The organism is Corynebacterium silvaticum (genome assembly GCF_002162115.2).
Taxonomy (GTDB): Bacteria; Actinomycetota; Actinomycetes; order Mycobacteriales; family Mycobacteriaceae; genus Corynebacterium; species Corynebacterium silvaticum.
Genome location: NZ_CP021417.2, coordinates 1,801,000 through 1,813,227, shown reverse-complemented (window position 1 = coordinate 1,813,227; position 12,228 = coordinate 1,801,000). Strand labels below are relative to the sequence as shown.

At 54.3% G+C, this 12,228-nt stretch carries 13 protein-coding genes; 7 read left to right on the top strand and 6 right to left on the bottom strand.

Annotated elements, in window-relative coordinates:
* Positions 1-18 precede the first annotated feature (18 nt).
* Entirely contained in the window at positions 19-279 is a 261-nt protein-coding gene (locus tag CBE74_RS20915) for a hypothetical protein (protein ID WP_087454315.1), read from the top strand.
* Here CBE74_RS20915 and CBE74_RS20910 read toward each other — a convergent pair.
* From CBE74_RS20910 to CBE74_RS20895, 4 genes are read right to left on the bottom strand one after another with little or no spacing between them, the layout of a single operon-like run.
* On the bottom strand, positions 276-908 hold the full coding sequence (locus CBE74_RS20910) for an MFS transporter (RefSeq protein WP_232251707.1): 633 nt from the start codon (positions 906-908) through the stop codon (positions 276-278). The two genes, CBE74_RS20915 and CBE74_RS20910, sit on opposite strands and share 4 nt — an antisense overlap.
* On the bottom strand, positions 905-1,384 hold the full coding sequence (locus CBE74_RS20905; protein ID WP_225870058.1) for an MFS transporter: 480 nt from the start codon (positions 1,382-1,384) through the stop codon (positions 905-907). Before CBE74_RS20905 ends, CBE74_RS20910 begins: the two co-directional genes overlap by 4 nt.
* Positions 1,354-1,587, bottom strand: coding sequence for a hypothetical protein (locus CBE74_RS20900; RefSeq protein ID WP_225870059.1), 234 nt, complete (start codon positions 1,585-1,587; stop codon positions 1,354-1,356). Before CBE74_RS20900 ends, CBE74_RS20905 begins: the two co-directional genes overlap by 31 nt.
* A gap of 9 nt (positions 1,588-1,596) precedes the next feature.
* A complete protein-coding gene (locus CBE74_RS20895) occupies positions 1,597-2,376 on the bottom strand; it encodes a sortase family protein (protein ID WP_087454314.1) in 780 nt (259 codons plus the stop codon).
* 231 nt (positions 2,377-2,607) lie between these two features.
* Between CBE74_RS20895 and thrC the strand changes: the two genes are divergently transcribed.
* The 6 genes from thrC to CBE74_RS20865 all read left to right on the top strand — a co-directional run bounded on the left by thrC (position 2,608) and on the right by CBE74_RS20865 (position 9,202).
* Positions 2,608-4,056 (top strand): threonine synthase, encoded by a 1,449-nt coding sequence (thrC, locus tag CBE74_RS20890; protein WP_087454313.1) that lies wholly within the window; start codon positions 2,608-2,610, stop codon positions 4,054-4,056.
* Between the two features lie 229 nt (positions 4,057-4,285).
* Positions 4,286-4,426, top strand: a complete 141-nt coding sequence (locus CBE74_RS20885) for a hypothetical protein (protein WP_166740990.1) — start codon at positions 4,286-4,288, stop codon at positions 4,424-4,426.
* 45 nt (positions 4,427-4,471) lie between these two features.
* Positions 4,472-5,008, top strand: a complete 537-nt coding sequence (locus tag CBE74_RS20880; RefSeq protein WP_013911929.1) for an NUDIX hydrolase — start codon at positions 4,472-4,474, stop codon at positions 5,006-5,008.
* A 448-nt stretch (positions 5,009-5,456) separates the two neighbouring features.
* Entirely contained in the window at positions 5,457-6,827 is a 1,371-nt protein-coding gene (locus tag CBE74_RS20875) for a Na+/H+ antiporter family protein (RefSeq protein ID WP_087454312.1), read from the top strand.
* 375 nt (positions 6,828-7,202) lie between these two features.
* Positions 7,203-7,412: a CsbD family protein gene (locus CBE74_RS20870; protein WP_087454311.1), complete on the top strand. Its 210-nt coding sequence runs from the start codon at positions 7,203-7,205 to the stop codon at positions 7,410-7,412.
* Positions 7,413-7,768: 356 nt separating this feature from the next.
* Positions 7,769-9,202 carry a GuaB1 family IMP dehydrogenase-related protein gene (locus tag CBE74_RS20865; protein WP_013911926.1) on the top strand — a complete coding sequence of 478 codons (1,434 nt, stop codon included), beginning with the start codon at positions 7,769-7,771 and terminating at the stop codon, positions 9,200-9,202.
* 74 nt (positions 9,203-9,276) lie between these two features.
* Here the strand turns inward: CBE74_RS20865 and CBE74_RS20860 are convergent, their stop codons facing one another.
* Positions 9,277-10,299, bottom strand: coding sequence for a PTS sugar transporter subunit IIC (locus CBE74_RS20860; RefSeq protein ID WP_087454918.1), 1,023 nt, complete (start codon positions 10,297-10,299; stop codon positions 9,277-9,279).
* Between the two features lie 395 nt (positions 10,300-10,694).
* The gene (gene glnA, locus CBE74_RS20855) at positions 10,695-12,131 is read right to left on the bottom strand and encodes a type I glutamate--ammonia ligase (RefSeq protein WP_087454310.1); all 1,437 of its coding nucleotides are present in this window, start codon (positions 12,129-12,131) and stop codon (positions 10,695-10,697) included.
* Positions 12,132-12,228: the final 97 nt, after the last annotated feature.

The window sequence follows — 12,228 nt, the reverse complement described above, 5'->3', positions numbered from 1 at the left end:
TAATGAAGGAGCGTTGCCATGTCTATTGTTGTGAGCCTTGATCTTGATGGTGCCACGGTTGGCGACCTGCAAACTTTTGTCCGTGCACTTGAATCGACGGGGACGAAAACCCGCACAGCTATCACAGTGGAAGGCACCGTGCTTAAAGTTCATGCGGATACCCAGCCAGGCCCTGTGAACACTACCCGGGAAACGCCGTACGCAGATGCGAAGCAATTTGGGGATCAAGCGTTGAATTCGCTTATCGACGCCCTCGTCTCTCGTCGCGGTAGCCACTAAACGTTTCGTAGATCCCGCACACGCTCGTTGTACCTGCGCGTGCGGGATACGCATAGGCAGAGCATCACCATGCCAAAAGCCCATGTTCCTAGCACCGCTAGCCAAGCGAAACGGAAATCGCTCCAGGTGTAGGTGCCTACGTTGTGGACGTCGAGAAGCAGCCCCAAGAGCTGGGCTGAGATCATCGTGGCAGTAAAACCTCCCATGTTGGCCAGGCCAGTCGCAGTGCTGACCACAGCGAGAGGCGCTTCTTCTCGGACAGTGTCAAAGCCATAATTAGCGGCCGGCATGATGAGTACCATTGCTAATACTAAAAATGCGATGGCTCGAAACCCGCGCGGTTCGGCGGAAGAGAAGAACCATATGTGGATTACCGCAATGATGAGCGCGGTGCCAAGAGCTGCGGCGTCGCGACGCCTACCTAATCCCGCAGAAATCACTCCGTGTAGGGGACCTGCGCTGATGGAACCCACAGTGGCGAGCGTAAGGACAAGCGCCACGTGCGAGCTATCTAGCTCCATGCCTAGCGTCATGAGCGGAACGCCCCAAAGCAAAAGGAACACATTCAGGGGCGCCATATTAACCCAATGAATAAAAACCGCCTGCCATGCGATGGGATTCCTGATCACGGTAGAAAGCAGAAACGAAAGGCTGGGACGCGGGCCATAGTGGAGTGGCGGCGACGCTTCTTCGTGGGGGAATAACCGACCTGGTGCGGATCGTCGGCTATCACCAGTGACGCTGCTAACGCGATGATGATGCCGACCGCACCAAGGGTCACAAAGGCTGTCTCCCAGCCGTGGGCATTGAGCAGCGCTAGGAAGGGGACTGCTGATACAAACTGCCCGACTTGCCCCAGTGCGCCGCTCAACTGCGCAAATAAGGGTGCTCTGCGCAGCGGGAACCACGCAGGTATAAGCCGCATGACGGAGAGAAAACCAGTGGCGTCACCAGCGCCGATAAGAACACGTGCGCCGACAGCGAGGGGGAGTGAGGTGCTTAGCGCCAAAACTACTTGGCCGGTTGCCATCAGCAACGCGCCGGCGAGCAGCGCCTTTCTGGGGCCATAACGGTCTATGAGCAGGCCCATCGGAATCTGTGCCATCCTACCTGCACGGAGGTGAATAAAGCCAATTGACTGGCGTCGATATTGAACCGGTCGATCGCCGCAACGCCGGCCACGCCAAAAGAAGTCCGGCCAGTAATCGCGATGATATAGACCAAGCATGCGCATGACCAGACGAGAACTGCCCGACGGAAGCCAGTCGGCTCGGCGCTACCAAAACGAGAGGATGGGGATGCGTTCACGGAAAAACATTAGGCAAGGTGCCCGGTTGCGATTACGTTGTAGTTGAGGTCAACGGCGCCGTCTACAGAACAGGCGATGAGTACGATACGGCCGGGGATGGAGGCGTCGACAAGCTCGGTGTCATCGATGGCATCGTACTTGTCCACGAGATAAGCATTATCAATCACCCACCGGCGCGAGTTTCCCTCTGCATCCGTCATCGTGACGACGTCGCCGTTGAGCACATCTGTTTGATAGCGCGTGACCATATCGCCGGATTCACCGCGAACAGCGGTGGGGCGGTTGAAGTCCACGTGCTGAGTGACTATCTCGGAGATGGGGTTGAACACGAGTCGCTGCTGGCCCCACGCATGGCCTAAGACATAGGTTGTGCCGTGCTCTGCGGTGGCAGGTGATTGGCCCCAGCCATCGACCCAGCGCACCATCGTTGCTTGAGGGCCGGCAGGATTGAGCGGCAACTCGTAGGGCATCGAATCATAGGTGGCACCGGTGATGCTGGCTGTGCCTGTCATGGTGAAAGAACCTACACGCGTGGGAGGGGGAGGGGGACCAGCGTTAACGTTTGACTCAGGTTCTGGTGAGTGTGATGTGGTGCTTTCATGCGACTCTGGGTTTTCCGTGGACTCCGACTGGCTCGTCGCCGATTTAGAACTAGACGCATTATGTGTGGAATCGGAGTCGCGGAGGCTTGTCGTTAACTTCCAAGCCGCCAGCATTGCCACCAGAGCCACCGCCAAGCACAGCGAGAAGACAATGAGGAAGCGTTTTTTCAAGTCTCTAGGTTCCACGGAAGTCCTATCGGGTGGGTCTGTGTGCAGTAGCAGATTCTATTATCCACCACTGTTTGCGCAATCGATCTGTGCGGGGAGCGCCGGGCTGGCAAGAAAAGAGGGGGAGCATATGTCTAGCGAGCCCTCGAACCATGCAACATAAACATCGATGCAATTGGTGGGGGTAGCGATAGAAAATGTCTATCCGTTTTCTTCAGCGCTGGGGCCGTCGACGCTAGTGTAGTAGCCGTGCACTACATTTCGACAAGAGACACCTCCCAGACCCCCGTAGCGTTTACTGACATCCTCTTGGGCGGTCTTGCCCCAGACGGCGGTTTGTATCTTCCTGAGTATTTTCCGCGTCTCGACGCTGACACCTTAGACACCTGGCGCGGTATTCTCGCCCAGCAAGGTTATGCAGCACTAGCCGCGGAAGTACTTAAGCTCTTTGTCGACGACATCCCGGCAGCGGATCTAGAAGCCATTACTGCGCGCGCTTATACAACGCCCAAATTTTCCGACGAGGAAATCGTCCCAGTGACCAAGCTTGAGGATGGCATTTACATAGGCCACCTATCTGAGGGACCGACCGCTGCGTTCAAGGATATGGCCATGCAGCTTCTGGGCGAGCTTTTTGAATATGAGCTACGCCGGCGGAAAGAAACCTTAAACATCCTGGGTGCTACCTCTGGCGACACCGGTTCTTCTGCCGAATACGCCATGCGTGGCCGTGCAGGAATCCGCGTGTTCATGCTCACCCCTAAAGACCGCATGACGCCGTTCCAGCAGGCCCAGATGTTTGGGCTGGACGATCCCAACATCTTTAATATCGCGTTAGACGGCGTTTTTGATGATTGCCAAGATGTGGTCAAAGCTGTGTCTTCCGACGCGGAATTTAAAGCGAACAACCACATTGGTGCAGTGAATTCAATTAACTGGGCCCGTTTGATGGCGCAAGTGGTGTACTACATCTCCTCGTGGCTCAAAGTAACGGAGAGCAACGATCAAAAAGTTAGTTTCTGCGTTCCCACCGGAAACTTTGGCGATAGCTGTGCGGGACATATTGCTAAACAAATGGGTTTGCCGATCGACAGGCTCATCGTTGCCACCAATGAAAACGATGTCCTTGATGAGTTCTTTAAAACCGGCGAGTACCGCGTGCGTTCTGCAGCTGAGACTCATGAGACCTCCTCGCCCTCAATGGATATTTCTAGAGCATCCAATTTTGAGCGTTTTATTTTTGACCTGCTAGGAAGAGATGCCGAACGCTGCGCAGAACTCTTTGGGGAACAGGTAAAAGCCGGCGGTTTCTCCCTTGCCAACGACGACTCATTTGAGCACGCTGCCACGCATTATGGTTTTGCGTCGGGTAGTTCTACCCATGCAGACCGTATAGCAACCATCGCTGATTGCTATACGCGCCGGGGTCTGATGCTGGATCCACACACCGCTGATGGCGTGAAAGTCGCGCGCGAGTGGGCCAGCCAGATTGAAAGCCCCATTGTGTGCTTGGAGACCGCTTTACCAGTGAAATTCACGGATACCATCGTTGAAGCAGTAGGACGCGGTCCTGAGGTTCCGGAGCGCTTTACTGGAATTTTGGATGCGCAACGCCATGTCACAGATCTACCTAATGATGTTGCTGCAGTGAAGGACTTTATCCTGGAGAGTATTGCTCGGGATTCTGAAGAGGCCTAAGTAGCCCCATGTTGAAAACCACCGGTTGTGCGCCTAAAGCTTGTGCGTAAACCGGTGGTTTTGCGTTGTTGGGCCCGTTGCGTGCACGTTGTATGCAAAGAAGCGGGGTCCTTCTAACTTGCTTGTTACTCAGCTTGGCAAACAAACACAGCTGGGTTGCGCCGAAAAACGTGTCGGACACTAGACTTTTATTAAAAGATTGCTACGTATCCTGAATAGAGAGAGCACTATGGCACAAGAACAATTTGCAGGTCCAGAGTATTTTACCGAGTTTGACCCCAAGGCTTTTGCCGAGAAACTTAAAAAAGAAGCTGCTGAGAAAGCTGCACGTGAGGCAGCACAAAGCTCGGAAGAACCATCTGCGGATTAGCCCGCAGAGGATACAACCGTAGCTTTAGATATAAGGACCTTTAGCATGCCAACACCCAATTTTATCCTTAAGATCAGAGACAAGATCGGCCATGACCCATTGTTTTTACCTGGGGTCACAGCCATCGTGATTAAGGATGTTCCTGAAGGCGCGCCTATTACGGCAGTACCGGAAGTACTGCTGGTTAAAAGGAGCGATAACGGGGAATGGACGCCCGTGACAGGCATCGTGGATCCCGGTGAACAACCGCACGCAGCAGCTGTGCGGGAGGTGAAAGAAGAAACGTGTGTTGACGTGACCGTAGACGCTCTGCTCGGCGTGGGTGCCGTGGGGCCTGTAGAGCATGCGAACGGCGATATTAGCTACTACATGGACACTGCGATGCGTTGTAGCGTCGTGGGGGATTGCACTCCGCGTGTTGGAGATGATGAAAGCACGGAGGTGCGGTGGTTCTCTGTCATGCAGATGCCGCCGATGAAGCCACGTTTCCGTTTGCTAGTTGGCGACGCAGTCGCACAGCTTAAACATCCAGCCGGATTCCGCCCTCGGATGGGTTATGAAAAACGCGATCGCACGAGATAATCCTGTAGTGTCCGAGGGTTTTACTGAGGAGCACCCGCGCAGGGCTTCATAAACTGTGAATATCTTGTGTAAAAGGGAAGGGGAGCCTATAGCTCCTCTTTTTCTTTTTATTGGGGTTATGCGCCCGGGTGATGCACCCAGAGCGCGTTGTGTGTGGACATAGCGCGGGGTTTTCCCACGTGAGAAGGGAGACCGTTGGGAAAGACCTGCCGCAACCCCTTGTAGCATGCATGGGGGTGAATGCTACAGAGAAGCAGGCGGTGCTTGATGTGCGAGGAGGAAGCGAAAAACCGCACCCAGAAGGCCTGTAGTACAAAAGCAAAACCTCGTAGAACAAAGGTTAAATTATGTGCTTGCTGTGGGTGGAGCTTCAAACGGGGGGCATTATAAGGGTTCTGGAATGGCTCATTATTACTAATAATTTAAACTCTGGCGTAATTTATTCCACATGAATGCTGTCTTGATCGCTGTCGTCGTGATGCTCGCGTTGGCCGTCGCGCGAGTCCATGTCGTTTTAGCGCTTTTTATCGGCGCTTTAGTGGGTGGACTTGTGAGCGGCATCGGGCTTGATTCCACGATGGTGGCGTTTCAAGAGGGGCTTGCAGGTGGAGCGAAAATCGCGCTGAGCTACGCGATGCTGGGCGCCTTCGCCATGGCGGTGGCTAGCTCGGGGCTTCCGAAACTGCTAGCAGATGCGATCATGAAGCGTATCGACGCCGGCTCTGAAGGCGCGAGGACCAAAGCCGTCGCTATGACCAAGTGGCTGATGCTGGCCGGTATCTTGGCTATGGCGATTATGAGTCAGAACCTCATACCTGTGCATATCGCGTTCATCCCGCTTATCGTCCCGCCATTGCTCGGGGTGATGAATAAGTTGAACCTCGACCGCCGTTTGGTGGCGTGTGTGATTACTTTCGGCCTGGTGACCACGTATATGTGGATTCCTTTGGGCTTTGGTTCGATCTTCCTCAATGAGATTCTCTTGGGCAACATTGAAGCGGCAGGTATGAATACGTCGGGGATCAACATCATGAAGGTGATGGGGATTCCGGCACTTGGCATGCTCGTGGGTCTGTTCGTCGCTGTGTTTATTAGCTATCGACGCCCTCGTCATTACGCATCTGTCGCTGTTGCGGAACAATCCGGAAGCGGTGCTGCGCAGCCGGAACACCGGGCAGTTTCCCGCTATAAGGTCGCAGTCTCCATCGTGGCTATCGTGGTCACTTTTGTTGTCCAGATCGTCATGCAATCAGTTGCTACTGACGCAGATCCGCTTCTTATCGGCGCGTTGGCAGGATTGGCTATCTTCATGCTGACCGGAGCGGTGAATTGGCGTGAAGCCGACGACGTATTTAGCCAAGGTATGAAGATGATGGCCATGATCGGTTTCATCATGATCACCGCCCAAGGCTTCGCCTCGGTGATGAAGCAAACAGGGGAAGTGGAAGCTCTCGTTCACACATCCGCTGAGCTATTCGGTGATAACAAAGCAATGGGCGCGCTCGTGATGCTGCTTGTCGGACTTGTAGTGACGATGGGAATCGGATCTTCCTTTTCTACGCTGCCCATCATTGCGACCATTTATGTTCCGCTATGTACTGCTATGGGATTTTCGCCTGCCGCCACCGTGGCGATTATTGGGGCAGCTGGCGCACTCGGAGACGCCGGTTCGCCAGCCTCAGATTCGACCCTTGGGCCAACCTCCGGTTTAAACGCGGATGGGCAGCACGATCACATTCGAGATTCGGTCATCCCGACGTTCCTTCACTATAACCTTCCGCTTATTGCTTCGGGCTGGATTGCTGCGATGGTTCTTTAGTTTAAAAGCGGCAAGGCTAGCGATGAAGCTGAGCCTTTCGTGGCCTCTGCGAAAAACGTCTGATGACGGCTGGGAGCCATCTATCAAGAACCGCTATATGGGGCGGTTTACACCGTTTGGGGGTGTTATGCGGATTTATTTTTGCTATTGGAAACGAAATTTTTTCCACGAAATAGGCCGGTTTTAAAGCTTTAAAAAACGCGCATAAACCCTTGTGAGGGTAAACCTTATGGCGTTTTTCTGAGAATTGGCTTTGTTGCAAAACGATCACGGTCGACGCACGCACGGATAACGATTTTTCCAAAAAGTACGCGAGATCCTTCAAACTGTGCCTACAGTGGAGTCACACTGAAGGCAACGAGAAAGGTTGTATGGATGGGTGATATAGAAAACAAACTGGATCAGCTTGGTGGCAAGGCCAAAGAAGCGATCGGTGAGGCTACCGAAAACGATAGTCTTGCTGACGAGGGTCGTGCAGACCAGACCAAAGCTGATGTCAAGGACGCAGTTTCCAATGCTGGTGAAAAGGTAAAGGACGCTGCAAATAAAGTCTTGGGTTCTTTCCAAAAGGAAGAAGACAAGTAAGTAGTTAGCGTAAGCTAAAAAGCAATGTCAGTGTAGCACTGGTTGCGATCTATTTAATATTTACTTTCTTTTTGAAAGTAAACCCCACAGGCCTTGAGGGATTTGGGCCTGTGGGAACCACTAATATGCCGCTGGATACTGGGCGAGGGGATGCTCACTATCGAGCAGCATATTTTTCAAGTCTTTGTGGCTGCGTTTTTTAAAAATGAGCCATGTGAATATAAAAAAGCGTTGCACATTTTGGCAACGTATGCAGGGAGGTAGTGTTTCATCTGTAACGATTCTTTGTAATGTTGAAAAATGCAGAGGCCAAAGAATCTTCATATAGAACGAGAAAACATGTATGGTAGGTGTACGTGCGATTTCTTAATGATCAAATTCCGCCGTACGAGCTAACGTATCACGATGTTTTCATGGTCCCTTCGGTATCGTCCGTAGGATCACGGATGTCTGTGGATCTTGCTACGAGCGATGAAACAGGAACCACTATTCCGCTTGTCATTGCGAACATGACCGCTGTTGCTGGTCGACGCATGGCAGAAACTGTTGCGCGACGTGGTGGCGTTGTGATTTTGCCTCAGGACGTTCCGGCAGAGATTGCTGCGGAGACCATTGCGCGGGTGAAAAACGCGCATCCGGTGTTTGAGTCTCCCATTACGGTGAAGCCTCACCATACCGTTGGATACACGCGCAATTTGCTGCATAAGCGTGCACACGGTGCGGCCATCGTGGTCGAAGGCAACCATCCCGTGGGTGTGGTCACTGAAAAAGACATTGCAAAGGTAGATAACTTTGCCCAGGTCGGCACGCTCATGTCGACCAATTTGATGACCCTCCCGGACACCATTACTCCGCAGGAGTCTTTCCGCATGCTCAATGAGCATGGGCGCAGGTTGGCACCTGTGGTCGCGAGTGATGGAACGCTCGTGGGCATTGTGACCAAGCAGTCTGCTTTGCGCGCTACGTTGTACAAACCGGCCCTCGACGCCAATGGAAAACTCCGCGTGGGTGCTGCAATCGGAATCAACGGCGATGTTGCAGGACGTGCACAAAAGCTTATCGACGCCGGCGCGGACGTCCTGGTCGTCGATACTGCGCATGGGCATCAGACTCACACCATGGAAGCCCTGAAGAAAGTTCGCGCGCTCAACCCGCCAGTTCCGGTTGCTGCAGGCAACGTGGTGACTGCCGATGGCGTTCGCGATCTGGTGGCAGCTGGTGCGAATATCATCAAGGTGGGCGTCGGACCTGGTGCTATGTGCACGACGCGTATGCAGACTGGCGTGGGCCGACCACAGTTCAGCGCTGTTTTGGAATGTGCTGCAGAGGCTAAGAAACTCGGCGCTCACGTGTGGGCCGACGGCGGCGTTCGCGATCCTCGCGACGTTGCGTTGGCACTTGCCGCTGGCGCGTCGAACGTAATGATTGGTTCATGGTTCGCCGGTACCTTCGAGTCTCCCGGCGACCTGCACTATGACGTCGATGGCCGTATGTACAAGGAATCCTTTGGTATGGCCTCACGTCGTGCCGTAGTAAACCGCAACTCGGATACTGAGGCGTTTGAAAAAGCTCGCCGCGAGATGTTTGAAGAGGGAATTTCCTCCGCAAAGATTTACCTTGAAGAGGGTAAAGGCGGGGTGGAAGATCTTATCGACCACATCATTTCCGGCGTTCGTTCCTCCTTTACCTACGCAGGTTCAGACAGCATAGCGACCTTCCAGGACCAGGCCGTGGTCGGAGTTCAGTCGGCTGCTGGCTTTGCTGAGGGCATGGCGCGACCGACTCGTTAGATACATACAAAGTTCAATCCCCGTGGGGAGACGCGTTAAGCGTCTCCCCACGGGGATTTTATGCATAAGAGCCGTTATTCAAAGTTCAGCTTGTAGTTCTCGGACGCAACCAATCCGGCTTTCTCGCATACCCAAAACGAGGCGAATGCCAGAATGATGGGTGCAATAACAAAGATCGCAAGGATGATGAGGACGTTGGCCGCCGACCAACCCCATCCCTCAGCATTGAGTGCAGCCAAGGGGCCTACCAGACCGGATATGCCAAAGCCTGCGGAGATCGGGGTGCCGGAGATTCCCAGGGCTCCTCCGGCAGCTCCCAGGACAGCAGCGCTGAGCCCCAGCGGTAAGAAGTTGAGGGGGCGACCCCAGATATTTGCCATGTGGACTTTTGGTGAACCCAGAATCGGCAGGAGAGAAGTGGCTAGTCCGTTGGCCTTCCAGCCGGCGATTGCCAGGCCGAAACCAGCGGCCACCACCCCTAAGTTGGCAGTTCCTGAAGCGACCCCAGACATATAGATTGCCGTAGCGATGCCAACCGTGGAGATGGGGGAGACAATTCCGAGGGCAAAGGCAACGGCCACGATTGCGCCCATAACGATCGGTTGAAGGCCTGTGACCCCATCGATTACGTCGCCAAGCCACACGCTAAAAGCGTTAACTGCGGGGTAAGTGATCACCCAGCCGATGCCACCTGCGATGACGATCACGATTGTAGAGAGCAAGAGGATTGTGTAATTCCCCAGCTTAGGGCCGATGAGTAGGACTACCCCCACCACAAGGGCCGCGGTGAGTCCAGTGTTAATGACAAGTCCCGTGCCTTGGAGGTGGAAACCACCATTGGGGTCCACCGTGGCAACGCCGGATCCCAGTACCGCTGCAATTCCTACGCTCGCCGTCTGGATCGGAGTCAGCTTGAACTGCATGGCTACCAAAACGCCAATGAGGATGGGGAGCATGGAGGAAGACAGCGCCACGAGCGTGAGCAGTGTCTTAAGCGTGGGCCAGTGGGGGACGAGCGCTTTGAGTAACTCGCCAAGGAGGGCTTGGGGGACCAACACCACCACAACGGCGATGGAGATTCCGTTGAGCACCTTCATGGTGAAAGAGCCGAGCGAATTCCACGTAGGTGTGGGGCTCGCAGCCGTTTCCGGATGCTCTATAGACGTACTGATGGCTTCAGGGGTTTCCGAGAGGGAATCCCGGGTTGCTTCTGTGTTTTTAGACATAGAGGGCCTTCGCGATATCTGATAAATAAAAAGTTCGCGTGCCCACTCAGGCTCGCTTACGACGTTCACAGCCGCCACACCGCTCAACGCAGCATGTTGGGCAATGATATCCACAAAACCAGCAAAGTTAATAATATTCGGTACAGAAGGGTGAATATTCTGCATAGTATTTGGTGTTGGGTGGCGGCTGGGGTAAAAGGCCGGTGCATAGGTGAACCCCCGAGAAACGCGGAGAGTGGTGTTTCTCGGGGGTGACGGGGTAATTCCTAGCAGTCGAAGTACATCTCAAACTCCTGCGGCGTCGGGCGCAGGCGGGTAGGAGTGATCTCTTCGTCGTACTTGAGTTTGATGTAGGTGTCGATGAGATCCTCGGTGAACACATCGCAGTCGGTCAGGAACTCATTGTCCTCTTCAAGGGCCTTGAGCGACTCCACCAGTGAGGTGGGGGCCTGCGGGATGCTTGTGGCCTCCTCTGGTGGCAGCTCGTAGAGGTCCTTGTCCACTGGTGCGTGCGGCTCGATGCGGTTCTTGATGCCATCAAGGCCGGCGAGCATCATGGCTGCAAAGCCAAAGTAGGGGTTGCCTGAAGGATCCGGTGCGCGGAACTCAATGCGCTTGGCCTTGGGGTTGGAGCCCGTGATAGGAATACGGATTGCCGCAGAGCGGTTGCGCTGTGAGTACACCAGGTTGATGGGGGCCTCGAAGCCGGGGACCAGGCGGTGGTAGGAGTTCAGCGTGGGGTTGGTAAACGCCAAGACCGCGCCTGCGTGGTGCAGGATGCCGCCGATGTAGTAGCGGGCCATGTCGGAAAGCCCGGCGTAGCCGGATTCGTTGTGGAAGAGGGGCTTGCCGTCTTTCCAGAGAGACTGGTGTGCGTGCATTCCCGAGCCGTTGTCGCCTGCGATGGGCTTGGGCATGAAGGTGGCGGCACGGCCGTTTTGAGCTGCGGTGTTCTTGATGATGTATTTGAAGGTCTGCAGGTCGTCGGCAGCGTGCAGCAGGGTGTTGAACCGATAGTTGATTTCTTGCTGGCCGCCGGTGCCTACCTCGTGGTGGAAACGCTCGATATGGAAACCGGCGTTGATGAGGTTGCGCGTCATCTCATCGCGAATGTCTACGGTCTGATCGTGGGGCGCGACGGGGAAGTAGCCGCCTTTGACGCGGTTCTTGCCACCAAGGTTGCGGGTGCCGTCGAGGTTGTATTCTTTGCCTCGGTTCCACCAGCCCTCGTCGGAGTCGACTTCATAGAAGCCAGCGTTGATGTCTGTGGAGTATCGGACGGAATCGAAGAGGTAGAACTCTGCTTCGGCGCCGAAATTACAGGTGTCGGCGATGCCGGTGGAGGTCAAATACTCTTCTGCCTTGCGGGCAACGTTGCGCGGATCGCGGGAGAATGCCTCGCGGGTAAAAGGATCGTGGACAAAGAACTTAATGTTCAAGGTCTTTGCTTTGCGGAACGGGTCCAAGGTCGCGGTTGCGAGGTCCGGAAGAAGGTTCATGTCGGACTCGTCGATGGTGGTAAAACCGCGGATGGAAGAGCCATCGAAAGCCAGGCCCTCTTCGATAGCGTCTTCATCCAACATTCCCGCAGGAATGGAGAAGTGCTGTTCGATGCCCGGGACGTCGGTAAAGCGAACATCGACGAATTCAACATTTTCGTCTTTGATGAACTTGATAACGTCTTCGGATGTACTGAAGGCCACGTTGACTCCTTGGGGGAACGTTGTTGTGTTTCGTTGTATGATCAGCCTTAATAGCGGAGCCAATCAAAACAAGTTGTGGGTTATGGCACCATAAAAG

What these genes read in the sequence shown, in the direction of transcription:
- CBE74_RS20870 (WP_087454311.1), top strand. Translation starts at nt 7,203, where the DNA reads ATGGGTGATATAGAAAACAAACTGGATCAGCTTGGTGGCAAGGCCAAA.
- CBE74_RS20860 (WP_087454918.1), bottom strand. Translation starts at nt 10,299, where the DNA reads ATGAAGGTGCTCAACGGAATCTCCATCGCCGTTGTGGTGGTGTTGGTC.
- CBE74_RS20905 (WP_225870058.1), bottom strand. Translation starts at nt 1,384, where the DNA reads ATGGCACAGATTCCGATGGGCCTGCTCATAGACCGTTATGGCCCCAGA.
- CBE74_RS20915 (WP_087454315.1), top strand. Translation starts at nt 19, where the DNA reads ATGTCTATTGTTGTGAGCCTTGATCTTGATGGTGCCACGGTTGGCGAC.
- CBE74_RS20875 (WP_087454312.1), top strand. Translation starts at nt 5,457, where the DNA reads ATGAATGCTGTCTTGATCGCTGTCGTCGTGATGCTCGCGTTGGCCGTC.
- CBE74_RS20885 (WP_166740990.1), top strand. Translation starts at nt 4,286, where the DNA reads ATGGCACAAGAACAATTTGCAGGTCCAGAGTATTTTACCGAGTTTGAC.
- CBE74_RS20880 (WP_013911929.1), top strand. Translation starts at nt 4,472, where the DNA reads ATGCCAACACCCAATTTTATCCTTAAGATCAGAGACAAGATCGGCCAT.